The sequence below is a fragment of the Microlunatus sp. M237 genome, from assembly GCF_056896895.1.
In genome coordinates, this window is sequence record NZ_JBXHBL010000002.1 from 341,144 (window position 1) to 363,737 (window position 22,594).

Below are 22,594 nucleotides of genomic sequence, written 5' to 3' on the forward strand. Positions count from 1 at the left end.
AATCTCCGATCACTGGACGCCGCCGATGGCGGCCGCGGGGTCGACCCGCAGGACTCGACGAAGTGAGAACGCGCAGCCGAGGACGGCGGCGACGAGGAGCACGGCCACACTGCCGAGCAGGCGGGCGGGACCGATCTGGAATGGGATGGAACCGGCCGGGATCAGCGCGGCGAACAGCAGCGAGGCCCCCACCCCGACCAGGGAGGCGATCACCGTGACGGCGACGGCCTGCAGCAGCACCCCGGTGAACAGCGTGCGGGAGCGGGCGCCGACGGCCTTGAGCACGCCGTAGAGACCGGTCCGCTCCACCGTGAGCAGGGCGAAGAACAGGGCCACCACCACGACAGCGATGCCGATGGTCACCCCGAGGATCTGGTTGAAGGTGGTGCGCTGGGCCGAGACCCCGGGGATGGCCTGGATGGCCTGTTCGATGCTGAGCGTCCGGGTCGTCTGCCCGGTCGCCTCGTCGATCGCGGTCAGCACCGACTGGTCCGGCGCCTCGGGGTAGTCCAACACCAGGGCCTGCACCACGTCGTCACCGACCCGCTGGCTCGGCAGGTTGGCCGCCACGGTGCTGCGCCAGGTGCCCAACGAGGTCCACAGCGCGCCCGAGCTGGAGTTCTCCTGCGGGTCGATGAAGCCGATCACTGTCACCGGGGTCTGTGCCGGTCCGAGCTCCACCACGTCGCCGACCGCGATGCCTTCCGCCTGGAGCGACTCGTCGGCGTACGCCTCACCGTCTCCGGGCGCGTTGTCCGGCAGCCCACGGGGAGCCAGCTCGTAGCCGAACAGGTTGATGCTGACCAGGTCGCGAGGACCGCGGCCTTCCAGCCGACCGCCCAGGGCGACCGTGCCGAGGCCACCCACCTGCACGTCGCCACCGGCGGCGTCGGTGACCTGTTGGCGTTGCGTGGCGTCGATACGGGAGCGGCTCAGTGAGTCCTGCGCATTGGCCGAATAGACGATGACCTCGCCCCGCTGCGCCTGGTAGGAACCCGTGGCGCTGCCGATGAGGCCATCGAGCAGACCGCCGAGGAACATCAGCAGGACCGCGATCAGCGACAAGATGACGGTGGCCACCGCGAAGCGGCTGGGCGTACGGCGTAGCTCTCGCCAGGCGAGTCTCATCGGGCACCTCCTGACGTCGTGGCCTCGACCGGGTCGATGGACAGCACCCGGCGGGCCGCCACCACGGCGCTCAGCACGCCGAGGCCGAGCAACAGCGCCGCCCAGAACCCGACGGCCGACCAGCTGAAGGTCAGCGACAAGGTGCCGAGCTGGAACTGCGACAGCAGCGCGTAGAGCGCGGTACCGGCCGCGATGCCACCGCCCACCACGACGAGAACCTGGATCAACAGGGACCGAACGAGCACCCCGGCCCGTGCCCCGACGGCGCGGAGCAGGGTGAGTGCGCCGGCCTTCTGCAGGGTGATGATCAAGAAGAACAGGCCGGTGATCAACGGGACCACCAGACCGTAGAGGGCGAAGATGATCTGGAACGACTGTTGCACCTGTGCCACCCCGGGCGCCCCGGCGGCGGCGTCACTTTGGGTCAGCGCCTCGACGTCGTCGGAGGTGTCGTTGATCCGGGTGACGAGCTCTGCGTCGCTGACGCCGTCGGCGGGCCGGACGGCGATCAGGCTGGGCAACACCTGGGTGGCGTCGGGATTGGCCGCGGTGACGGCGGCTTCGTAGGTCGGGTAGGTGACGAACAGCGTCGGCGTGACCAGCAGCTGCGCGTCCTTCGCCAGGCCGACGACGGTCACCGTGACCGGCGTGCCGCTACCGGTGGGCACGACCGTGATGCGCTCCCCCGTGGTGAAGTCCAAGGAGCTGCCGACCGCTTCGCCGGCCGCCGCGGGAAGACGGCCCTCGGTCAGCGCACCGGGTCCCCCCAGCTCTTGGCGCTGGAAGCCGAAGAACGTTGCGCTCGACTCGGTGCCCGCTTCGTCGGTGACGGTGAAGGATCCGATCCCGATGCGGGCGTGATCGCCCACCCCGTCCGTGCCTGCGACCGCCTTCTCCAGCGGTGGCGGCATCACGCTGCCGATCGGAGCCCGCTGCGCGTCGGTCGTGTAGACCAGCACCGGAGCGGTCTGCCGCTCGAGCGCGCCGATGAACGAGGTGACCAGGCTGTTCTGGATCGCCTGCTGCACCAAGATCAAGAACACCAGCAGGCTCACGGCCGCGATCAGCAGGCCGAAGCGGACCTTCGCCCTGCGCATCTCCCGGAAAGCCAAGAACATGTCGGCAACTTTACGACAGTGCGTCGTAATCTTCAAGACGGGGCGTCGTGATCTTCTCCGAGGCCCGCTCGGTGTGATTCACTGACGCCATGCCCCGGATCCGCGCCGAGAGCGTTGCCGCGCACCGCTCCTTGATGTGGGGCGAGCTGCTCGACGCCTTCGGAGATCTGCTCGCGGACAAGGGTTACGCCAGTCTCACCCTGGCCGACGTCGCGGCCCGGGCCGGCATGGCGCGCAACACCATCTACAACTACGTGCCGGACAAGGAAGCCCTGCTGATGGCCTACATCGGCCGCGCGGTCGAGGTCTTCGTGGACCGGATCCGGGCCGAGCTGGTCGACCTGCCCGATGCCGAGCACCAGCTGCGCTGGCTGATCGGCCGGCAGATGCACCAGTTCCGCGAGGAGCCCGGCGGTGGCGCCGACTCCGGCATGCTGGACGGCAATACCCTGCCCCCGAGTGCGCACGTGGACCTGGTCTCACGGTTCCAGCCACTGCACACGGTCATCAACGAGATCATCACCGCGGGAGTGGCGTCGGGCGAGTTCCGCACCGACCTCGACCCCGCCATGGTGGTCACGATGGTGTCCGCCGTGCTCGGCTCCGAGCGGCTCCCGGTTGGTTCGGGTGAGCACGACCCGGACGAGGCAGCCGACCGGGTGGCAGCCTTCGTGTTGGCCGCTCTGCGGCCCTAGCAGGTTCAGCTCGCGCTAGCCGCGCTGCGTGCGCTCGACCAGCACGACGGCGGTGGCGCTGACCGCTATCCCCTCCCCCTCCGGCCCGAGTCCGTCGTTGGACCGCGCCTTCACCGACACCCGCTCCGCCGCCAACCCGAGCGCGCCGGCCAGCGAGTCACGGATGGCGTCCAGGTGGGGACGCAGCCGCACCGTACCGAGCACCACGAAGCTGTCCACCGACGTGACCCGATAACCGGCCGCGGCGAGCGTACCCACCATGGCGACGACGAAGTCGAGGCTGCGGGCGTCGTTCGCGGCCGGGTCATCCTCGGGAAAGTGCGTGCCCAGGTCACCGTCGGCCACCGCACCGGCCATCGCGTCGACGACCGCGTGGCTGAGCACATCGCCGTCGGAGTGGGTGTCGAATCCCACCGGGGCCGGGACGAGAACGCCCCCCAGCACCAACACCCGACCGGGCACCAGGCGATGGATGTCGTGCCCGAGACCGACCCGGCGGTCGATGGGATCGGCGGAGGTGATCATGACGCCGAGGCTAGCGGTGCCTCTGCCCGGCGGAGATCTGAGGAGGCACCACCTGCTCGGATACGCCACCATAGGACCCATGCCTTCTGCCGATGTCCAGCGCGAGCCACGCTTCCAGGTCCGCGCCCTGTCCGCCGCCGACGCCACCGTCTCCCGCCAGCTCGGGCACGAGGCGTTCGGCGTGCCCACCACGCCGCCCACCGACCCGGCCACCCTCGACTCACCGGGGATGCACTGGTTCGGCTCCTTCGACGGTGACCTGCTGGCGGCGCGGGCTGTCGGGCGGGAGTACGCGTCCTGGTTCGGTGGACGTCTGGTGCCCACCCTGGGTATCGGCGGGGTGACCGTCGCGGCGGAATACCGCGGCCGCAAGCTCCTGAGCGATCTGCTGGCCACGACCGTCGCCGACGGGCGGGCCCGTGGCGAGGTCATCTCCACGCTGTTCCCCAGCGCTCCGGGGATCTATCGCAAGTTCGGCTACGAGCTCGTCGCCGATGCCGTCACCGTCCAGCTGCCGACCACTGATCTGGCCGCGATCCGACCACCGACCGGCGTCACTACCCGCCGCGCGACGTCCGAGGATGTGGCGGCGATGCGGGAGGTCTACGACCGGTGGGCGGCCCAGCAGAACGGCCCCCTCTCCCGGCGCGGCATCTCGTTCGAGGCGGAGGTGGCTGAGATCCTCGGCGAGGCGACCGGCACCACGATCGCGATCGACGCCGACGGCGCCTGCTGCGGCTATGCGGCCTGGAACCGCGGCCCGGGCGCCGGCGACATCGCCATGATCGAGGTGGTGGATCTGATCGCCACCAGTCTCGATGGCTATCGCGCGCTGCTGGCCATGCTGGGCTCCTTCGCCTCTGTCACCTCGCAGGTCAAGATCGACACCGCGACCGAGGACATCGCCCGACTCGCGGTGCCGTCACTGCACTGGACCGTGATCGACTCCTCCCCGTACATGCTGAGCGTGCTGGACGTGGCGGGCGCGCTGGAGGCGCGGGGCTATCCGTCCGGGCTGCGGGCCGAGCTGGCCTTCACGGTGGCCGGGCATTTCCTCACCGACAACGACGGCAGCTATCGCCTCACCGTGGCGGACGGCCGGGCGACCTGTCAGCGGATCGATGCGGCAGAACGTACGCTGGCGCCCCGCGCGCTGGCGATGATCTTCGCCGGCGCGGAGTCGACGGCCAACCTGCGGATGGCCGGGTTGGTCACCGGTGGCGAGTCCGCCGAGGACGATCTGTGGGACGCACTGTTCCGCGGTCGGTCCCGGCACATCCGGGACCATTTCTGAGCGGACCCGACCTCAGCGCTTCTCCCGCCAGGCCCGCTCGAACGGGAGCCGCCAGGCGTGCGGGGCGATCAGCTGGTGAATGGAGTTGGGACCCCAGGTGCCCGGGGCGTACGGCTTCACCGGCGGCGGGTTGTCGAGCAGTGGTGCCGAACGCTCCCACAGACTCTCGATGCCGTCGGCGGTGGTGAACAGGGTGTGGTCGCCGCGCATCGCGTCCATGATCAGCCGTTCGTACGCCTCCAGCACGTCGGCCACCCGGTCGGTCTCCTGGGTGGAGAACTGCATGCTCACCTTGTCCATCTTCATGCCCGGCCCCGGGCGCTTGCCGTAGAAGGACAGCGAGACCTTGGACTCGTCGGCGAGGTCGAAGGTCAGGTGGTCCGGCCCTTGCGACTCCACCCCCGACCCGGGCGGGAACATGCTCTTCGGCGCCTCGCGGAAGGCGATCGAGATGATCCGTTGGCCCTCCGCCATCTGCTTGCCGGTGCGCAGATAGAACGGCACCCCCGCCCAGCGCCAGTTGTCGATCGCGCACTTGAGCGCGATGAACGTCTCGGTGTCGGAGTCGGAGGCCACCCCCTTCTCGTTGCGATAGCCGGTGTACTGACCCCGGACCACCTTGCTCGGGTCGATCGGCGACAGTGAGCGGAAGACCTTGTTCTTCTCCTCGCTGATCGAGCGTGGCTCCAACGCGGTGGGCGGCTCCATCGCCACGAAGGCCAGCACCTGGAACAGATGGGTCACCACCATGTCCTTGAACGCGCCGGTCGACTCATAGAAGCCGGCGCGGCGGTCGAGTCCAAGGGTCTCGGGGATATCGATCTGCACATGGTCGATGAAGTTGCGGTTCCAGATCGGCTCGAAGAGTCCGTTGGCGAAGCGGAACGCCAAGATGTTCTGGGCCGCCTCCTTGCCGAGGAAGTGGTCGATCCGGAAGATCTGGCTCTCGTCGAAGGTCTGGTGCACGAAGTCGTTGAGTTCGATGGCGCTGGCCAGGTCAGTGCCGAACGGCTTCTCCATCACCACCCGCGCGCGGTCCACCAGGTCGGCGTCCTTGAGCATCCGGATCACCGCGGTGGCGGCCGCCGGCGGGACACTGAGGTAGTGCAGCCGGCAGACGTCCTGCCCCAGATTCGCCTCCGCCTTCGCCACCTTGGCCACCAGCCCTTCGGGTCCGGCGGACTGCGGCACGTAGGTCAGCTTCTTGGCGAAGTGCTCCCACTGGTCGTCGGTCAGCGGCCGGTGGGTGAACTCGGCCAGCGCCTGCCGGGCGAAGTCGCGGAAGGAGTCGTCGTCGTAGTCCTCGAGCGAGGTCCCGACGATCTCAATGTCCGGCGTCAGCGCCGACAGGGTCAGGTGGGCGAGCCCTGGCAGCAGCTTGCGCCGGGCCAGGTCGCCGGTCGCCCCGAACAAGACGATGACGTGCGGTGGCACCTGCTCGGCGCCGTGTCGCGACGGACGTGCGCCCGGAGCGGGGTACGCGATGGTCTGTGCGGGATGGTCGGCCACGAATCCGATGATTGCACGACCGTCCAGCCCGCGGCGTCGGCCTGCTCAGTTCTTTACGGTCCTGGCTCGCGACCGTAACCGGCGCCGGTGCTGTGCTCAGCCGGACTCCGACCGCGGCCGACAGTTCGCTTCGCTCGATGGCGGCGGGCGAGGTCGACGGCGAGGTCATGCACCAGCGCCCGGGCCGACGGTGGATCCAGCACCTCCAGGTGGTCGGCGAACTGCAGCAGCTGCCGTACACCGTCGAGCTGGGCGTACCCGATGGTGAGCAACGAGACGCCGCCGGGTTCGTCGCTCACCTGGACGACCCGGGAGCCGAGGATCCGCAACGCCAGGTCCAGTCTGCTGGTGTCGACACGAGCCGTGACGAGGACCCGCGGTGGCGCCTCCACCCGGTCGTGAAGCTCAGCCCAGCGCTGCCGCAGCGTCGCGCCGTCGCGGTGGCGCGCCGGCTCATCGATGGCCGTCCAGCGCTGCAGCCGCTCCAACCGGAACAGCCGTGGCCGACCGCGGTGGTCGGCAACGAGATACCAGCGGCCACCCTTTGCTGCCACGCCGTACGGATCGACGGTGTAGCGCTGAGCAGCCGTCGCCCCGCTGTGCCGGTAGCCGATCACCAAGCGACGCCCCTCCAGCAGCTCCCGAGCCAGCGGTGCCACTTCGCTCCCCTCCGCCCGACTGAACCACCCGACGGGATCGACCAGCACCACATCAGCCAAGGTGGGCCCCGGCCGACGCCTGCCCGACGGCAGCGCCACCTCCAGCTTGGCCACCGCCGCCTCGACGGCAGGGGCCAGCTCCAGGTCGTCCAGCTGGCCGGCCTGGCGGACCTGAACCAGCAACGCCTCAGCCTCGGGACCGGTCAGCCCGGTCAGGTCCAGCCGGTGACCCGGTAGCAAGCAGACGCCGCCGTACCGGCCGCGCTCGACGTAGATCGGCACCCCGATGGAGGAAAGCGCGTCAACGTCGCGATAGATCGTCCGCTCCGACACCTCGAGCCGGCGGGCCAGCTCGACCGCGGTGATCTTGGGACGGGCCTGCAACGCCAACACGATGCCGAGCAACCGGGCTGACCTCATCTCCCCATTCTGTGTCAAATACCTGACCGCAGATGTCAGGTATGTCCAGAAGGCTGATCTGACGACGTTTCCCAGATCAAGGAGCCGACATGACCAAGCCCAATCTTTTCCTGCTGCACGTACGAGATGCGCAGCAGAGCGCCACCTTCTATCGCCGGCTACTAGCGGAGGAGCCGGTGTTCGACAGCCCGAACTACGTGGCCTTCGAGGCTGCCGGCGGCGCCACCTTCGCGGTCTGGACCGATCCGGAGCTGCCAACCGGTGAGCTCGTCGGTCGAGCCGAGGTGGCGTTCATGATCACCTCGGCCGAGCAGGTCGACCGGTGGCACGCCGCGTGGCGCGACCAGGGCGTGACCATCCTGGCTGAGCCGTACGACGCCGTGTTCGGGCGTACGTTCGTCGCCGCCGACCCCGACGGGCACCTGCTGCGGGTCTGCCCGCGCGACTGAGCGCGAAGGTCGACGTCAGCCAGATCTGCCGGCGATGAACACCAGCCCGCGACCGGGACCCCTTCGCCACGTCGCAGCACGACTCGACGATCACGACGCCGAGGAGTGCCGCCACAGGGTTCAGCCAGCAAGTCTGCGCGTCTCCCCCGCCGGCAGCAGCGACCACCAACGGCCGTACCGTCGGTAGATCTGGGGATCGCGAGCGGCGAGGAAGCCCACCAGGGCAGCCGCTTCGACAGCGAGGCCGTCCCAGACCTCGTCCGCCAGCGCGCCGAAGGCCGTGGCCTCGATGCCGCCCGCGACCGGTCGCCAGACCCCCGCCACGTAGCCGTCGACCAGCAGGGTCGGCAACACGTCACCGTTGTTACGGATGATCTGAGACCGATGCTCGGCCGGAATGACCCGGCGACGGTCGTGGTAGGCCAGCAAGATGCTGTCCCACATGCCCAGCAGACGCGGAGCTGCCGGCGTGTCGTCGGGCGGCAGTGCGCCGCCGACCACGTCGAACAAGCTCTCCCCGGCGGGTCCCTCATGACGGATCAGGTCGTCGCCCCACTCCACCACCGCTTGGCGGATGATCGTCCGGTTGAGCCCGGTGAACTGCGCGATATCGGCGATCGACGCCGGTCCGAATCCCTGCAGATACCTCCTGACCAGCACCGGGATGGCCGCTTGCGCCCCGCCGGGAAACGGCGGCCACCGCGCTGCGATGTGCGCCGGCCGCGGCCCGAACGACCACGGGGCGCTCGTCGGCGCATGCACCAGCGGCAGATACGGACGCAGCGCCGCCCAGGCTTCGGCGTCTGAGAGGGCAGGCACCCGCTCCGCGATCCAGGCCTGGAGGTCAGCGTTGCTCCGCGGCTCAGCCGCGTACTCGACCAGGGACGGAATCAGGGCCTCGATCTCGGCGACCGGAACCCCTGACCTGGTGAATCGGGCGTCGCGCAGACGTGACCCACGCAGGGTCGGCTCCATCGCCGCGCGGAAGACCGGATAATCATCTGCCGCCACCGCGTGCAGCGTTGTTCGCATGGCAGTGGCCTTGACCACCGCGTGGTCTGCGAAGGCGATGTCGAGCTGAGCCGGGTTCAGGACCGCCATCCGGTTCCAGAGGGCGACGTACGGCGAAGCCGGCTCCTGGGCCTGCAACGCCACCACCCGCCGAACGGCCTGCACCACGTCCACCGGCTCACGGTGCAGCAACAGCTGGCGGGCAAGGGTGGAGCGGTTGAGCCGGCGCTCGGTGAGTCTCACCCGCACGATTGTGCCGTGCTCCGATGCGCCGTCGCCTGTCCCGCCTCGACGGCGCCGACGACGCGGAACGCCGCCTTCCAGCGGGACCCTCCCGGGGCGTCCCGCTCGGCGAGGACGTCAGCCGTTGTGGTCGAGTGCTGCTCGCAGCTGGTTCAGCCACTCGTTTCCGAGGCGGTGCCCGTCCGGTAGCTGGTCAGCAGGATCCCAGCGCCACGTCGTGATCATCGCCAGCATCAGGAGCCGGCAGGTGCTCAGCAGCGCGTGGTCGGCTCCTGGGTAGTGCTCACTCACGTCCTCGGGTGCATGCGCGAGGTCGAACTCCACCGGACCGCGACAGCACGTCTCGAAGTCGATGAACAGTGGGCCATTCACCGTGGCCAGCACATTGCCTGGGTGCGGTTCACCGTGCAGCAGCTGCTCAACGCTCCCGCGCTCGCGGATCACTCGTCGCCCATCCCCCAGCACGTCGGCAAGCAGTTGCCGATCCGCGTCGGCGAGCGCCGGAGTCTCGGCTCGGCTCGCCACGAGCTGTTGGGCCTGCTCGACCCGATCAGTGAAGTGCGGCGTCGCCATGTCGACGGTGCGCATGCCGGCGTGGAGCCGGGCGAGCGCCTCGGCGTACTCAGCGGGTGCGATGTCTTCGGGTGTTCGGGGCTGATAGAACGTCCACACGGTCAGCGCGAAGCCATTGCGCGCATAGACCCGAGGCGGCACGCGCGGATCAGGCGCCGCCACCGGACACCCGGCGGCGAGCAGCTGCTGCGCGAGATCCAGCTGAAACTGGGCCACCTCCGGCGGCACCGGGTCGACCCGTACCAACACGTCGGACGGCAGCAGACGAAGGGTGAGCGCGTTGGAGTTCTGAACGACGATGGTCTCGTCCACGCTCAGTCCCAACGACGACACTGTCGACCTGGCTGCAGCGATCGCGAGCGGGATGTCTGACCGCTGCACCATGACGCTGACTCCTCTCTGCCACCCTGCAGGATCGGTGAGCTGTGCAGCGCCGCTGGCTCGGCACCCTACCAATGTCGACGTCACCCGTCGTCAGGGTTTTCCTTCGGTGCCACCGACGCAGCGACGACCCGTCAGATCAGTTGCGCACCGTCAGATCAGTTGCGCACCGTCAGATCAGTTGCGCACCATCCCAGGTGGATAGGCAGAACGGGTGACCGGCTGGGTCTGTGTAGACGAAGCAGTGGTCAGAGTTGGGCTGGAATTCGTGCAGCGTGGCGCCGGCAGCCAGCACCCGGCTTCCGGTGGCCTCGAGGTCATCGACGAGGAAGTCCAGATGTAGCTGCATCGGGACGTCGTTCCCCGGCCACTGCGGGGGTCGAAAATCGACCACCTGCTGGAACCCGATGAACGCGTTCGGGCCAGTGACGACGGCCCATTCCGCGGTCCCCTTGGCGACGCCCCCGGTGATCGCGGCGTAGAACGTCGCTAGAGCGAGCGCATCGGGCGCGTTCACGGTGGTCCCGTTCAACCTGATGCTGTCCGACATCAGCTGGTCTGCGCATTCTGGTAGGTCGGCGTGAGCTCAACCCAGCGCTGATGCCAGGCCGGAGCCGCGAGCTCGGCCGACCAGCCGCCGACGTGTGCGGGGCCGTCCGTGGCCAGTGATCGCCTCAGATCCTCCAGGTGGACCTGCCAGCCCGCGCCGTGGAAGTGCAGCCGATCGACCGGAAGGCCGCGCTCCTCGACCACCAGCCTGGTTCTCGCGCCTTCGGCGGTGAGCCATGCCTCCATCTGGGTCTCCTCCTCGGTTCCAGGTTCTGCCGTCAGCAGCAGGTGGTGGGGGGCGTCGCAGACGTCGATCCGCGCCGGACCGGTCCAGGTGCTCGTGAACACCACCTGCACCGTCCCCCCGACACGGAGGTCACCTGAGACCTGGGCGATCCAGCGCGCCAGCCGCTCCGGCGTTGTGCACGCCCTCCACAGGTCCTCGATATCGGTGTCGTAGACGTCCTCCACCTGCACGGCTCCTCGGTTGTCGCCCAGTTCCCGCATCGTGCCGATGATCTTCATTGCTGTGCCCTCTTTCCGCGTGCGATCTCTGTGTGCAAGGCATCCAGTCGGTTCTCCCACAGCGCCCGGTAGTTCGCCAGCCAGTCATCCAGCTCGACCAGGGCATCCGGGCGGAGGCTGTAGACCCTTCGCTGTGCGTCCTGGCGTACGTCCACCAGGCCGGCCTCGCGCAGCACCCGGAGGTGCCGGGACACCCCTGGCCGCGCGATCGGCAGTGCATCGGCCAGTTCGCCGGCCGTAGCGGGGTGTGTCCGCAGGATCTCCAGCACCGTCCGACGGCTCGGGTCGGCCAAGGCTTGCAACACGGCGTCCATGACTGGAAATGTACCCGACTAGTTACGTAACAGCAAGGGTAAATACCCAGGAGTCGTTCGCGTGCTTCATCCGAGTGACGATCGTCCGCGTGGGCTCGCGGTCGATCAGCTGGCCCCCTCAAGAGAAGCCAACGCCGCGGTGAGTCGAGCCCGGGCATCAGTAGCCACCTCGCGCAGGGCGGCCCCGCTCGCGCCGGCGCCGGCGCCGGCGAACGACAGCATGGCGTTCGGGTCGAATGCCTCCACGGCCGTGCGGGTCCCATCGACGGCTCGCACGACCACATTGCAGGGCAGCAAGACGGCGATGGAGGGATCGACGTCGAGGGCTTGGTGCGCCAGCTGCGGTCGACAGGCGCCGAGGATCACCTGCGGGGCGATGTCAACATCGAGCTTCTTCTTGAGCGTGTCCTTGAGGTCGATCTCGGTGAGCACTCCGAACCCCGCCTCGACCAGTGCCGCGCGAACCGCTTCGACGGTCTCCTCGTAGGGGCGGTGAACCGTCGTCTGGATCGTGTAGTTCGCCATCAGATTCCTCCTTCGCTGTGATCGAACAGGTCCCGAGGTCAGTTCCGCACCTGCAGTAGTGCTTAGCGTTGAGCCATTCCTCTATCCACCATAGGTATTGGCTGAATCGACGCCAATGGCCTTTGACCCCCGGCCAGGCTCCGTCGACATCCGCGACGTACACAACCACACCCCCACGCCAAGGACGTGACCCTGATGTCGTGCTCTCACCTGCCGTACGCCCAGATCCCCACGACGTAACGGATCGAAGGCCTCGGCCGCTCAGGAAAGTCCGGCGGGCTGACCACTGCCACGCGAGTCGGTGACCCCGAGAAGTCGACCATCACCGTCTCGCATGACGGCCTGCATTCGGCCCGTACCGGGATGATGCGTGCCCAGCGGGCGCACCTCCAGGCCGGCGTGCGCCGGGTGCTCCAATGTCGTGGGAATCGGTGTTTCAGCCGCGATCGAGGTGCGTCGCCACATCGGCTGGAACCCGGCATCGTCGGAGTCGAGGATGAGGCGAGGCGCTTCGACCGCAGGCTGCAGCGTCATCTGGTGACCGAGAAGGTTGAGCAGCACGAGAGTGATGCATGGCGGCGGCCAGCCCGGAGTGCCGAGCGCCAACGCTGGTCGACCGTCGTCCAGCACCATGGTGGATGCGAGCGGAGCGACGATCCGGCGACCCGGGCCCTCACTCCTGCCGGGGAAGTCGCCCGCCGCGTTGACGCCGACGCCATCGACGACCAGACCCGTGCCGAAGTCTGAGCCACCGTAGCCCGTATGCAGGACGCTGACCCAGTTTCCGAGCTGGTCGGCCACCACCAGCTGGTTGCTGCCGACTGGCGTCGGTCCGACCTGGTGCGCTGGTGTGCTGCCATGGTGCGGGGCTACGTCAGCGCCAGTCGTCCGGTCGATGAGCCCGGCCACGGTATCGAGGTGGTCGGCAGACAACAGCAGGTCGATGGGTACGTCCGCCCCGTAGGGATCGGCACCGAAGCGCGTTGTCAGCGCTTCAGCCTCGGCCAGGACCCGAGCGACCAGCGCAATGGCTCGGGGCGACTCGAACCACAGGCCAGAGTCGGTGACCCCGAGTCGCTCGGCTAGCCCGAGGGCGATGGCACAGGACAGCCCGCCGGTGTCGGGTGGCGGCGGCGCCAGCAGGTCGTGGCCGCGGAAGGAATACTGCAGCGGTTCGTCCCACCGCGGTGCGTAATCTGCCATGTCAGCCATGGTCATCACCCCACCGGTGCTGCCGACGGACTCGACGAAGTGCTCCGCGAAGGTGCCGCGCTGGAACCACTGTGGCCCGTCGGGCGCGCCGATCCGCGCCAGCGTTGCGGCCAGTCGTGGCTGGCGGAACAGCTGCCCCACGCGAGGCAGATAGCAGTCTGGGGTGTAGCGCTCTTCTCCGGAGGGGTGGCTGACCAGGTGAGTCCGGGCCGCGGCCATGGCCGTGGCCAGCTGGCCGTACATGACGAAGCCCTCGTCCGCGGCCCGGACGGCCGGCTCGAAGTAGCTGGACCAGGATCGCGTCCCGAACCGCTCCGCCGCCGCGGCCAAACCGGCCACCATTCCCGGCACGGCCACCCGCGTACCCGAGGTCACCCGAGCCTGCGGGCTGAAGGTTGATCCACGCGGCCGGTCCGGCCCGGCATTCAGGTAGCTGGCGCGGCCGAGTTTCGCGTCCCAGATCAACATCCCGAATCCGCCGGCGATGGTCGACAACTGCGGTTCGAGCACCTGCTGCAGCGGCATCGCCGTCAGCACCGCGTCGACGGCGGTCCCGCCGGCGCGCAGGACCTGCAGCGCTGCCGCAGTCACCGCAGGATGCGAGGTGGCCACCATCGCGTCGTCTGCCACCGCCACAGGTTTCGGCCCGGGCCCCAAGGCGGCGGACTCTGTCGCCACCGCCATCGGGTCACCTCTTTCGAACTCACATCCCTGTGCACGTATCGCTTCAGTCACAAGCGCTCCCCGACTTTGTACACCACGTGATCCAGCGACACGCGCGAACCGGACAAACTTCTGCGACGAGGTGACGGGCTCTGGGAGGATCTGCCCATGGGGTGGGAGACGCTGAGGCAGTGGGGCGACGATGTCGTCCGGCTGGCGCCGCTCACCGGTGGAGTGGCCAATCAGGTGTCGAGTGTGCTGCTCAACGGGCGGCTTGCTGTCGCCCGCCTCGGCGCCCGGAGCGACCCTGATCTCGCCTGGGAGACCGACCTGCTGCGGTATCTGCACGCCGAAGGGATGGCGGTGCCGGTGCCGATCGCAACGACTGATGGCCGGCTGTTCGCCGACGGTCTGGTGGTGATGACCTACGTGGAGGGCGGACCTCCCGAGACACAGGCCGACTGGCGCCGGGTAGCCGCGATGCTGCGTCAACTGCACCGGTTGACGCGGGGTTGGCCGCAGCGCCCGGGCTGGCGTTCGTCGACGGACTTGCTCTCGGCCCAGACCGGGACGAAGGTCGACCTCACCACGATGCCGGCGGAGGGCGTTGCCCGATGCCGCGCAGCGTGGGCGCGGCTGGCGGGGCGTGAGACGTGCGTTGTCCACGGTGATCCCAATCCGGGCAATATCCGCGTGACCGCCGACCGGGTGGCGATGATCGACTGGGACGAGTCGCACGTCGACGTCGCCGACCTTGACCTGGTGCTGCCCCACAACGCCGCCGATCTGGCCGACAGCGCACATGACATCGCCGCGCAGGCGTCGGCGGCCTGGGAGGCCGCTGTGTGCTGGGACGACGAGCACGCACGGCAGAGCCTCGCCAGAGTCCGAGCGGTCTGAGGACCGCAACCCTCACTTCGGCCGCAGGACTGCCCGCTCCGTCAGCGCAACGCCACACCGTCCAGCCGCAAGGTCGCCGACTCATCGCGATGACTGCCGTCCGAGCCCACATGCCTCTCCGGGGCGACCGCACCGTTCTTCAGCACGCCGAACAGCGCCATCGCATGGCCGCGGCCGACGCCGTACTCCTTCAGCCATTCCACGACGACTGCCGCCTTGGTGTCCGGCCCGTAGCCACGGCTGTGGGCTTCGTCCAGCAGTTCCTGCGGGGTCTTGCCGGTCTTGGCTTCGATCGCGTCGAGGTACGCCTGATACGACATGCTCTGATCTCCTGAGTGTTGGTGGTGTGAACGAGGACTACTGGAGTCGAGGGGGCACCGGTTCAGTCGGTCGGACGGCGCGCGTACGTCACCATGACGTTGCCTGCGCTGGTCTTCCTGGCATCCACAAGCGACAGCCGGGTGGTTGGCACGCTGTCGCCGAACAGCCGGCGCCCCTCGTTGGTCACGACGGGATGCATGGTCAGGATCAGCTGGTCGATCACGCCCGCCAGGAAGAGTGCACGAACGGTGTCGATGCCGCCGGCGACCGCGATGTCCCCGCCATCCTGCTCCCGCAGGTTCCCCACGTACTGGGCCGGGTCGCCGGTGACGACCGTGCTGTTCCACGGCAGGTCGCCGGACAGGGTGGACGTGACGACATGCTTGCGAACCGGGTTGATGAACTGCCCGAACGGGTCGTCGACGCCGGGCCAGAACTCCGACCACTCCTGCCAGAGCTTGCGGCCGATGACGGCATCGGTGACGGGCCCGATGACCTCGCCCATCAGCTCGCCCTCTTCGGGGCCGAAGGCGTCGAACTGCCACAGGTTGGGGCTCTCGACCACGCCGTTTGCGGTGCTGAACAGGTGGGCAGTGACCTTGCGGGGCATAACCGTCTCCTTCGTCGCGGGTGCGTTATGGCTATGGACGCCGGCCGCGCTGGAAAGTCATCGGCTCACCACACAGAGTCTCGTCGAGGAGTGGACCGACCGGCCGTGTCACCTCTCCTGGCCCTGGCACGCCGGAGGTAGAGCCCAGCTAGCGGAGCCGTACCTGCCGTGAGCCGGTGACCCGCCCGGGGAGGGCGGGTCACACGACGGTCAAGAGATCACAGAGCTGACGATCTCGGCGATGCGCTTCTCCGTGTCATGGTCCACGGTCTCGAAGTACCAGGCAGCTGGCATCAGCGCGCCGTCGACACCCCCAGCGGGCCGGAAATCAGCCTTCTCGGTGATGGCGAGATTCAAGCGCTCGTCATTGCGCAGCGTCACCAATGCTGGCGTACTCGCCGACATCGCATAGGCGGGCATTCCGTACCAGATCCGCGGCTTCAAAACGGGGGCGGCAGTCACGATGATCTCGTGTACCCGCTGCATGATCGACCGCCGCGGCTCGTCCATCTTCGCGATCTTGTCGATCACCTGGCTGAGGTTCTTCTCGTCCTTCGACGACATGTCAGGTCCTCTCGTCAGCCGATGTCGAGCATCGGCGGTATGAAGTCGGCGCCTTGATGCGCCGCACCCCAACCGGACGTGTCCTGAACTGCTCAGGCCTCTCCGCGATGATTCAGGTGATCTTCACCTGGAAGTGCTGTCGGTGGCTCGAGCCACCGCGCTCAGCGTACCCATAGCGAGCCGACGACGCCGCCGGTCTCTCGGACTTCCCAGATGTTGAACCGGAACTAGCGGGCCGGGGCTCCCGCGCCGTCATCGACGTCCAGGTCGAGGATCCCGCTGGCTATCAGACGGGAAGAGCGTCGACCAGGTCACCGGAAGAGGTGATGCTGGGGCTAGTAGGTGATGTCGGCGATCTAGTTGCCCGCCCGTACCGGCGCTCCTCGTATTCGGCGAACTGATCCCTCCCGATTATGGCGCACAACAGCATTGAATTATCCGCCTGCGGCTCGCTGTTCGGGACAGCCTGGGCACTCACGATGACCGGCTACACGATCTCTTCCAGGCGGGCCCCGAGGTCTGACAGTTCAACTTGGAGGTCACTAGAGCAGCGCTTGGTTGGGCGCACCCCGGCCGGTTCCAAGTCCATGTCGCGAATCTAGCCGTCAGGTCCGACGGTCCAACGGAAGGCGATGCGTCGGCTACTTCGGCAGGTCACCTAGGTCGTCAAGCTCTTCGGCACTGAGGCCGGTCATGAGCGACACAGCAGCGGCGTCTGTGCCGTTCAGCTGGCCGAGCGCGACCTTGATCCCGGCGTTGATCTCGTCGCGGTGCGCATCGATGCACTTGCACCTCCGACTCAACGCCCGCGTCTTCGCCGCCGGAGCCTGGCGGGGCCTGCACTCGGGTGTGCGCGACATGATCGAGGCAATCAATGGCATCGGGCACTCCGCCGGCGCCAAAGACCCCGCGTTCCGACCGACCCTCGCCGCGGGCGGCTTCACCCAGGACGCCGAGTCTGGGGGCCGGACAAGGTCGCGCTCAATCACGACGGGCCTTATCGCCCGGAATGACTGACGTCGCTGTCTCGCCGTTGGCGCGGGGTGAAATCTCCGGACTCGCCCGGGAGGGTCAATGCTCGGCGAAGCGCCTAGCGGAGCCCGGCTTCGTACGCGGCGATCACGAGATGGACCCGGTCGCGAGCGCCCATCTTCGCGAGGATGCGGCCCACGTGAGTCTTGGCGGTCAGCGGGCTGACGACCAGCTCGTCCGCGATCTCCTGGTTGCTTCGGCCCGCGGCGATGAGCCGAAGCACCTCGCGTTCGCGCGGCGTCAGGCTGGCCAGCCGCTCAGGCGCAGGCGCGTCCGGGTGACTCAGAGCACGGGTGATGACCGCCCTGGTCGCGCCGGGCGACAGCAGCGCCTCCCCCGCCGCGACGGTGCGGATGGCGTCCAGCAGCGCGTCCGCGCGGGTGTCCTTGGGCAGGAACCCACACGCCCCCGCGCGAAGGCCGCGCAGTACGTTGGCGTCTGTCTCGAACGTGGTCAGGATCAGCACCTTGCTGCCGCTCGGTCCATCGGCAGCGACGATCTGGTGAGTCGCCTCGATGCCGTCGGTGCCCGGCATCCTGATGTCCATCAAGACGATGTCGGGGCGTAGGTCCCGGGTTAGCGTCACCGCCTCGTCGCCGGTGCCGGCCTCCCCGACAACCTCCATGTCATTCGCTGAGTTGACCAGCAGCGCGAACGCGCTGCGCACCAGAGTCTGGTCATCTGCGAGCAGGACCCGGATCACAACGTCGCCCGCCAGATCTGTGGTAGCGGCAGGCTTGCCCGCACCCCGAATCCTCCGGACTCGCTCGGCCCGGCGGACAGCTCACCGCCGACGGCCTGTGCTCGCCCCGTCATCCCGGCGATCCCGAAGCCGGCCGGTGTCACGGTTGAGTCCGATCGCGCGGGCCCGTTATCGAGGACCGCGATCCGGATCCGGTGGCCGTTCTGGTCGAGTCGGACGGTCGCGTGCTTGGCCATCGAGTGTCGAATGACATTGGTCAGTGACTCCTGAATGATCCGATAGGCCACGACGGACACCGTCGACGGCAATTCGTCCGGGAGCCCGTCAGCCTCCACGTCGACGTGGACATCAGCCGCCTCGGCCATCTCCACCAGACGCTGCAGCTCGCCGAGGTGGGGCGCTGGCTCGGTTGGCTCGACCCCGCCACCATGCAGCACGTCCAGCACGGCACGCAGCTCATGGAGTGTGGCCCGGCTCGTGTCCGACAGGTTATGCAGCGTGCTGGACAGCTCCCGCAGTGAGGAATCCCCGCGCCTGGGCAGCTGGTCGATCAGGTGCGCAGCGACGGACGCTTGGACGTTCGCGACCGCGAGGCCGTGCGCTAGGACGTCGTGCAGCTCGGCAGCGATCAGGACCCGCTCCTCAGCGACCCGCCGCTCGACCTCGTCGGCACGCTCCTGCTCGAGCCGCGCCGTGATGGCGGCTTTCCAGGCTTCATGGAAGCGGACCGCCAGCCCGGCAAAGAACGCCATGAACAGCCAGCCGACCCCGAGGAGAGCATCGTGAGGTGTCCCCGCCACCTCGTCGGCGAGGACCGGGACGGTCACCGCGGCCACCGCCAACAGGGCGGCGGCGGACCGCCGCGGTGGCTCGCTGTAGCGCGCCGCCGTGAACGCCGCCACCAGTGAGGCCGGCATCGTGGCCTCATGGGGATAGTCGAGGAGGTGGTACGGCGTCGACACGGCGAGGACCGCGAGGACGACGAGGATCGGCCAGCGTCGGCGGACCAGCAGCGGCGCCGACATCGCGCCCAGGAGCGCGATCGCCCACAGATCCACGCGTCGCTCGCCGTCGAAATCAACCGCCTGAAGCGTGATCGCGACGACGACGCCGAGCACGAACGCCGCCGCCGCCAGCAGCCGATCGGCTACTGGCGGACGGAGCGTCATCATGCTTCACACAGTGTCATCGACAGGGTCATCGACACAGTCCTATCCCGTGCGCCAGAGCTTGTTGGGCCACCAGATCCGAGAACCCAGCGACATCGTCAGTGCGGGAACCACGATGGACCGCACCAGCAAGGTATCGATGAGCACGCCGACGGCGACCAGTATCCCAATCTCGACGAGCATGACGAGCGGCAGTGTGGCCAGCACCGCGAACGTCGCCGCCAGCACGACGCCGGCCGAGGTGATCACGCCACCGGTCACCGCGAGGGCGCGCTTCGTGCCATCGACAGTGCCGTGCCGGGCGGCTTCCTCACGCACCCGGGTCATCAAGAAGATGTTGTAGTCGACACCGAGTGCGACCAGGAAAAGGAACCCGATCAGGGGCACCGACGACTCCAACCCGGCGAAACCGAGCACTTGGTCAAACAACAGGTTGCACAGTCCGAGGGCTCCGAAGAACGACACCACGACGGTGGCGACCAACACCAGCGGAGCCACGATCGCACGCAGCAGTAGCCCGAGGATGGCGAGCACCACCAGCAGGACCAGCGGCATCACCAGATTGCGGTCGCTCTTGTTGGTCTCGGCCTCGTCGAGCCGTTCGGCACTCGGACCACCGACCAGCACGGCCTCACCGGCGACCTCGTGTACGCGCTCCCGTAGCCGCTTGATCATTGCCGTCTCACCCGCGCTTTCTGGCGAGTCAACCGGGATCACGGAGATCTCCACCCAGTCGTCGCTGGCCCGGTCGATCTCGGCATTGGCAACCCCCGGCGTACTTTCGACGGCGGCCAGGACGTCCCGGCTCTGGTCCGGCCGACTCATGACGGTGACCGGCTGACCGCTCTCGTCGGGGAAGCGCGCCCCGATCAGCTTCGCACCGGTCACCGAGTCCGGCGTCGAACGGGCGAACTGGTCCAGCTGCGGAAGGGAGCCGCTGGCACCCACGGTGCCCAGCGCGAGACCGCCAAGGATCACCAGCGGCACCGCCCAGCTGACGACGCGGCGGCGCGCAACCAGCTCGCCGAGCCGAACCCACCCAGATCGAGGCCTGTGTGCCTCACCCCCGAGTCGCGGCACGAGCGGCCAGAAGACTCGGCGCCCGAGCACCACCAGCAGGGCCGGGAAAAGCGTCAGCATGACCAGCAGCGTGGACCCGATGCCCGCCGCACCCACCGGCCCGAGACCGCTGGTGCTGTTGAGATCCGCCGCCAACAGGCACAACAGGCCGGCTGCCACCGTCGCCGCGGAAGCAAGGATTGCCGGCCCGGCCCCACGCAGCGCCGCCCACATCGCGTCGATCGGCCGCTCGTAATGATGCAGCTCCTCGCGGTAGCGAGACACGAGAAGCAAGGCGTAGTCGGTGCCCGCGCCGAAGACCAGGACGATCAGCAGCGCCGAGCTCATGCTCGTTACGGTGACGTCGAAGATCTGGGTGAGTGCGTAGACGGTAGCCATCGACATGATTGCCGCGACCCCGACCGAGGTGAGCGGGACCAGCCACAGCAGCGGACTGCGGTACGTCAGGATCAGTAGGAGCGCCACCACTACGGCAGTGGCGAGCAACAACGTCGAGTCGACGGCATCGAAGATCTCGTCCATGTCGGCCCCGAGGGCGGTCGGACCGGTGACATATGCGTTCAGACCGTCCGGGCGGTCGGCGAGAAGGTCGCGTGCATCCGCGGTGGCGCCGGCCTCCTCGTTGATCGCTGCACGGTCGAGCGGCAGCGCGTACATCAGGGCCGTGCCGTCGTCGGAGTCCACAATCTCAGACGGTGCGTCAGCGTCGTTGCCGAATCGCTCCGCCAGCTCGGTCTGGCCGCGTTCGACCGCCTCCCGATCGCCCGGTCGGAGCCCGCCGGGTCGTTCGTACACGACCATGAGCAGGCCGCTCTCGCCGCCGGGCAACTGTGCCTCAGCGTGAAGGACCTTGGTCGACTGGGCGCTGGCCGGCAGGTAGTCGGCCTGGCCGTCGCGGGTCACCGAGTCGAGCTTGCCGGCGAGGGATAAGCCCCCCACCACCAGCCCGACCCACACGGCCACCATGAGCCACGGCAGCACGGGCTTGGTCCGTGATCTCTTCAATCTGGTATCGGCACCGGAGTGTTCGGGCGCCCGCAGTTCAGTAGTCATGGCGATAACGCTGTCAAGCCGGCGGGGTTGACGCGTCTGGCCACGGCAGGCACTTCGTCGTACTCCGCACGGAGTACGACGGGCGGCTGGGCAGGCGGCTACGGCGGACGCCAGAAGCCGAGGCCGGCGCAGGTGACTGCCCGCAGTCGCCTCTGGACCTGCCGCCTCCAGACAAGGACACCGGCCGTCGCCTGCCGCCGCGGCAGATCGAGACCACCCGGGCTTGCCACGAGGTGTTCGCCGAGGACGCGTTCCATTCTCTGATCGGGTGCCTTGGGATGCGGAACCGCTGAACCGGTGACGCGCGCGATCGCAATGAGGCGGGTGCGTCGTAGAACCGCGAGCCGGACGCCCGGGTCTGCCGATCAGCGACTGTCGCGAGGTGGCGGCTGGGAACGTACGCGGCGTCCACACCGGGCGGGCGCACAGCATGGGGATGCTCGCGGGCGGCACCGTCGTCGCTACGGTACGTCGCGACGAACGACCGCGATCCCGCTTAATTCTTGCGGACTCGGTGCGGGTTGGGAGCGGTCACATCCCCTGTGACCTGCGCCAACGCCCCGATTCAGACGTTGAAACGTAACCTTGATGGCGCTTTCGGACGCATCCGATAGTGACCGACAACCCGCTTTGACCTGCGCAAACAGCGCATCGTCGACACGCGTCAAGTGTGCTCGATTGGCATCTCTAGCGGCTCTGATGAGGACAAATTGAGGGCAGGCGGGTGATAGTTCGCCTTCTTAATCACCCGTCAGAGTACGAGCAGCCTCGACTCAATGATTCTCGAGAAGAGCGCACCACCCCAGGAGGCGTCCTCGTCGCGTGCTGTCTGCCGAGATCTCGTGGCGGAACGACGGCGAGACGAACCGCGTGTACTGCTGGCTTTCCACAGGCCAGGTCATCGGCTACCACGACTTGGACACGGGCCTGGACCATCTCGACTCCCCTGCTCACCTCGCCGTCCACCTCGACTCAGTGAGGAGTGGCTGACGACGTACGGAGTCGCATGCCCACGCGTCGGACCACCACAGCCACCGCCCCCTGTCGGTGGACATCGCCTCTTGGCGTGCTGGCGCTGGCGGCGCCATGAGCGTGCTGAGGCAGTCAGCGCCGCGGCCCGGCGACAGTGACAGCTGGACCGGCCCTCCCGGCGAGTCCGCAATCGACCCGCCGCACGGCGGCTGGCGAGACCTCGTCCGCAACGACGCAGGCACTGCGCTCTGGGCGCAAGCCGCAGCAGGTCAGCCGACGTCGTGGCATGACTGGGATGGATGTATCGCGCCCGCGCCTGGCGAGTTGGCGCAGCTGGGGAAGAGTGTGTCGGTGCTCAGCTCTGGCGCTTGGCACGAGCCACTTGGCCGAACTGGGC

General features: G+C 68.2%; 23 protein-coding genes. 4 read left to right on the forward strand and 19 right to left on the reverse strand.

The annotated features are described in order from the left end of the window. Positions 1-9: 9 nt before the first annotated feature. Entirely contained in the window at positions 10-1,128 is a 1,119-nt protein-coding gene (locus tag AC1XX3_RS07820) for an ABC transporter permease (RefSeq protein WP_483320523.1), read from the reverse strand. Next, positions 1,125-2,246 carry an ABC transporter permease gene (locus AC1XX3_RS07825; protein ID WP_483320524.1) on the reverse strand — a complete coding sequence of 374 codons (1,122 nt, stop codon included), beginning with the start codon at positions 2,244-2,246 and terminating at the stop codon, positions 1,125-1,127. Before AC1XX3_RS07825 ends, AC1XX3_RS07820 begins: the two co-directional genes overlap by 4 nt. 89 nt (positions 2,247-2,335) lie before the next feature. Here AC1XX3_RS07825 and AC1XX3_RS07830 point away from each other — a divergent pair, with 89 nt between their 5' ends. Beyond that, positions 2,336-2,941 (forward strand): TetR/AcrR family transcriptional regulator, encoded by a 606-nt coding sequence (locus tag AC1XX3_RS07830; protein WP_483320525.1) that lies wholly within the window; start codon positions 2,336-2,338, stop codon positions 2,939-2,941. A 15-nt stretch (positions 2,942-2,956) separates the two neighbouring features. Here AC1XX3_RS07830 and ispF read toward each other — a convergent pair whose 3' ends face one another. Beyond that, complete coding sequence (gene ispF / locus AC1XX3_RS07835; RefSeq protein WP_483320526.1) at positions 2,957-3,466, reverse strand: 2-C-methyl-D-erythritol 2,4-cyclodiphosphate synthase; 510 nt, start codon at positions 3,464-3,466, stop codon at positions 2,957-2,959. Positions 3,467-3,545: 79 nt separating this feature from the next. On the opposite strand from ispF, the gene AC1XX3_RS07840 reads away from it, so the two are divergent. Continuing rightward, complete coding sequence (locus AC1XX3_RS07840; RefSeq protein WP_483320527.1) at positions 3,546-4,760, forward strand: GNAT family N-acetyltransferase; 1,215 nt, start codon at positions 3,546-3,548, stop codon at positions 4,758-4,760. A gap of 12 nt (positions 4,761-4,772) precedes the next feature. Here the strand turns inward: AC1XX3_RS07840 and zwf are convergent, their stop codons facing one another. After that, complete coding sequence (zwf, locus tag AC1XX3_RS07845) at positions 4,773-6,269, reverse strand: glucose-6-phosphate dehydrogenase (protein ID WP_483320528.1); 1,497 nt, start codon at positions 6,267-6,269, stop codon at positions 4,773-4,775. Between the two features lie 53 nt (positions 6,270-6,322). Continuing rightward, a complete protein-coding gene (locus AC1XX3_RS07850) occupies positions 6,323-7,348 on the reverse strand; it encodes a helix-turn-helix transcriptional regulator (protein ID WP_483320529.1) in 1,026 nt (341 codons plus the stop codon). A gap of 89 nt (positions 7,349-7,437) precedes the next feature. On the opposite strand from AC1XX3_RS07850, the gene AC1XX3_RS07855 reads away from it, so the two are divergent. Next, positions 7,438-7,797 carry a VOC family protein gene (locus AC1XX3_RS07855; protein WP_483320530.1) on the forward strand — a complete coding sequence of 120 codons (360 nt, stop codon included), beginning with the start codon at positions 7,438-7,440 and terminating at the stop codon, positions 7,795-7,797. 120 nt (positions 7,798-7,917) lie between these two features. Here the strand turns inward: AC1XX3_RS07855 and AC1XX3_RS07860 are convergent, their stop codons facing one another. The 7 genes from AC1XX3_RS07860 to AC1XX3_RS07890 form a co-directional block, all read right to left on the reverse strand. Beyond that, complete coding sequence (locus AC1XX3_RS07860) at positions 7,918-9,051, reverse strand: winged helix DNA-binding domain-containing protein (RefSeq protein WP_483320531.1); 1,134 nt, start codon at positions 9,049-9,051, stop codon at positions 7,918-7,920. A gap of 117 nt (positions 9,052-9,168) precedes the next feature. Beyond that, entirely contained in the window at positions 9,169-10,008 is an 840-nt protein-coding gene (locus tag AC1XX3_RS07865; RefSeq protein WP_483320532.1) for a phosphotransferase enzyme family protein, read from the reverse strand. 169 nt (positions 10,009-10,177) lie between these two features. Beyond that, the gene (locus tag AC1XX3_RS07870) at positions 10,178-10,555 is read right to left on the reverse strand and encodes a VOC family protein (RefSeq protein ID WP_483320533.1); all 378 of its coding nucleotides are present in this window, start codon (positions 10,553-10,555) and stop codon (positions 10,178-10,180) included. Next, positions 10,555-11,079 (reverse strand): SRPBCC family protein, encoded by a 525-nt coding sequence (locus AC1XX3_RS07875; RefSeq protein ID WP_483320534.1) that lies wholly within the window; start codon positions 11,077-11,079, stop codon positions 10,555-10,557. Before AC1XX3_RS07875 ends, AC1XX3_RS07870 begins: the two co-directional genes overlap by 1 nt. Beyond that, the gene (locus AC1XX3_RS07880) at positions 11,076-11,393 is read right to left on the reverse strand and encodes an ArsR/SmtB family transcription factor (RefSeq protein WP_483320535.1); all 318 of its coding nucleotides are present in this window, start codon (positions 11,391-11,393) and stop codon (positions 11,076-11,078) included. The genes AC1XX3_RS07875 and AC1XX3_RS07880 overlap by 4 nt, the downstream gene beginning before the upstream one ends. Positions 11,394-11,498: 105 nt before the next feature. Beyond that, positions 11,499-11,918 (reverse strand): DUF302 domain-containing protein, encoded by a 420-nt coding sequence (locus AC1XX3_RS07885; protein ID WP_483320536.1) that lies wholly within the window; start codon positions 11,916-11,918, stop codon positions 11,499-11,501. A 261-nt stretch (positions 11,919-12,179) separates the two neighbouring features. Next, positions 12,180-13,760, reverse strand: a complete 1,581-nt coding sequence (locus AC1XX3_RS07890) for a gamma-glutamyltransferase family protein (RefSeq protein WP_483320537.1) — start codon at positions 13,758-13,760, stop codon at positions 12,180-12,182. 201 nt (positions 13,761-13,961) lie between these two features. On the opposite strand from AC1XX3_RS07890, the gene AC1XX3_RS07895 reads away from it, so the two are divergent. Further along, positions 13,962-14,693, forward strand: a complete 732-nt coding sequence (locus AC1XX3_RS07895) for a phosphotransferase enzyme family protein (RefSeq protein ID WP_483320538.1) — start codon at positions 13,962-13,964, stop codon at positions 14,691-14,693. Positions 14,694-14,734: 41 nt separating this feature from the next. On the opposite strand, the gene AC1XX3_RS07900 is transcribed toward AC1XX3_RS07895, so the two are convergent. From AC1XX3_RS07900 to AC1XX3_RS07930, 7 genes are all read right to left on the reverse strand, one after another. Continuing rightward, the gene (locus tag AC1XX3_RS07900; protein WP_483320539.1) at positions 14,735-15,013 is read right to left on the reverse strand and encodes a DUF4287 domain-containing protein; all 279 of its coding nucleotides are present in this window, start codon (positions 15,011-15,013) and stop codon (positions 14,735-14,737) included. A gap of 62 nt (positions 15,014-15,075) precedes the next feature. Beyond that, positions 15,076-15,624: a dihydrofolate reductase family protein gene (locus AC1XX3_RS07905; protein ID WP_483320540.1), complete on the reverse strand. Its 549-nt coding sequence runs from the start codon at positions 15,622-15,624 to the stop codon at positions 15,076-15,078. Positions 15,625-15,834: 210 nt separating this feature from the next. After that, entirely contained in the window at positions 15,835-16,188 is a 354-nt protein-coding gene (locus tag AC1XX3_RS07910) for a hypothetical protein (protein ID WP_483320541.1), read from the reverse strand. Positions 16,189-16,829: 641 nt separating this feature from the next. After that, a complete protein-coding gene (locus AC1XX3_RS07915) occupies positions 16,830-17,069 on the reverse strand; it encodes a hypothetical protein (RefSeq protein WP_483320542.1) in 240 nt (79 codons plus the stop codon). Positions 17,070-17,278: 209 nt separating this feature from the next. Then, positions 17,279-17,923, reverse strand: a complete 645-nt coding sequence (locus tag AC1XX3_RS07920; RefSeq protein ID WP_483320543.1) for a response regulator — start codon at positions 17,921-17,923, stop codon at positions 17,279-17,281. After that, a complete protein-coding gene (locus AC1XX3_RS07925) occupies positions 17,920-19,095 on the reverse strand; it encodes a sensor histidine kinase (RefSeq protein ID WP_483320544.1) in 1,176 nt (391 codons plus the stop codon). The genes AC1XX3_RS07920 and AC1XX3_RS07925 overlap by 4 nt, the downstream gene beginning before the upstream one ends. Before the next feature lie 39 nt (positions 19,096-19,134). Continuing rightward, a complete protein-coding gene (locus AC1XX3_RS07930) occupies positions 19,135-21,225 on the reverse strand; it encodes an MMPL family transporter (protein ID WP_483320545.1) in 2,091 nt (696 codons plus the stop codon). Between the last annotated feature and the right edge of the window lie 1,369 nt (positions 21,226-22,594).

Bases quoted from the DNA above. Each gene is read 5' to 3' on its own strand.
- AC1XX3_RS07820 (WP_483320523.1), bottom strand. From the start codon at position 1,128: ATGAGACTCGCCTGGCGAGAGCTACGCCGTACGCCCAGCCGCTTCGCG.
- AC1XX3_RS07825 (WP_483320524.1), bottom strand. From the start codon at position 2,246: ATGTTCTTGGCTTTCCGGGAGATGCGCAGGGCGAAGGTCCGCTTCGGC.
- AC1XX3_RS07830 (WP_483320525.1), top strand. From the start codon at position 2,336: ATGCCCCGGATCCGCGCCGAGAGCGTTGCCGCGCACCGCTCCTTGATG.
- ispF (WP_483320526.1), bottom strand. From the start codon at position 3,466: ATGATCACCTCCGCCGATCCCATCGACCGCCGGGTCGGTCTCGGGCAC.
- AC1XX3_RS07840 (WP_483320527.1), top strand. From the start codon at position 3,546: ATGCCTTCTGCCGATGTCCAGCGCGAGCCACGCTTCCAGGTCCGCGCC.
- AC1XX3_RS07850 (WP_483320529.1), bottom strand. From the start codon at position 7,348: ATGAGGTCAGCCCGGTTGCTCGGCATCGTGTTGGCGTTGCAGGCCCGT.
- AC1XX3_RS07855 (WP_483320530.1), top strand. From the start codon at position 7,438: ATGACCAAGCCCAATCTTTTCCTGCTGCACGTACGAGATGCGCAGCAG.
- AC1XX3_RS07865 (WP_483320532.1), bottom strand. From the start codon at position 10,008: ATGGTGCAGCGGTCAGACATCCCGCTCGCGATCGCTGCAGCCAGGTCG.
- AC1XX3_RS07870 (WP_483320533.1), bottom strand. From the start codon at position 10,555: ATGTCGGACAGCATCAGGTTGAACGGGACCACCGTGAACGCGCCCGAT.
- AC1XX3_RS07875 (WP_483320534.1), bottom strand. From the start codon at position 11,079: ATGAAGATCATCGGCACGATGCGGGAACTGGGCGACAACCGAGGAGCC.
- AC1XX3_RS07880 (WP_483320535.1), bottom strand. From the start codon at position 11,393: ATGGACGCCGTGTTGCAAGCCTTGGCCGACCCGAGCCGTCGGACGGTG.
- AC1XX3_RS07885 (WP_483320536.1), bottom strand. From the start codon at position 11,918: ATGGCGAACTACACGATCCAGACGACGGTTCACCGCCCCTACGAGGAG.
- AC1XX3_RS07895 (WP_483320538.1), top strand. From the start codon at position 13,962: ATGGGGTGGGAGACGCTGAGGCAGTGGGGCGACGATGTCGTCCGGCTG.
- AC1XX3_RS07900 (WP_483320539.1), bottom strand. From the start codon at position 15,013: ATGTCGTATCAGGCGTACCTCGACGCGATCGAAGCCAAGACCGGCAAG.
- AC1XX3_RS07905 (WP_483320540.1), bottom strand. From the start codon at position 15,624: ATGCCCCGCAAGGTCACTGCCCACCTGTTCAGCACCGCAAACGGCGTG.
- AC1XX3_RS07910 (WP_483320541.1), bottom strand. From the start codon at position 16,188: ATGTCGTCGAAGGACGAGAAGAACCTCAGCCAGGTGATCGACAAGATC.
- AC1XX3_RS07915 (WP_483320542.1), bottom strand. From the start codon at position 17,069: ATGCCATTGATTGCCTCGATCATGTCGCGCACACCCGAGTGCAGGCCC.
- AC1XX3_RS07925 (WP_483320544.1), bottom strand. From the start codon at position 19,095: ATGATGACGCTCCGTCCGCCAGTAGCCGATCGGCTGCTGGCGGCGGCG.
- AC1XX3_RS07930 (WP_483320545.1), bottom strand. From the start codon at position 21,225: ATGACTACTGAACTGCGGGCGCCCGAACACTCCGGTGCCGATACCAGA.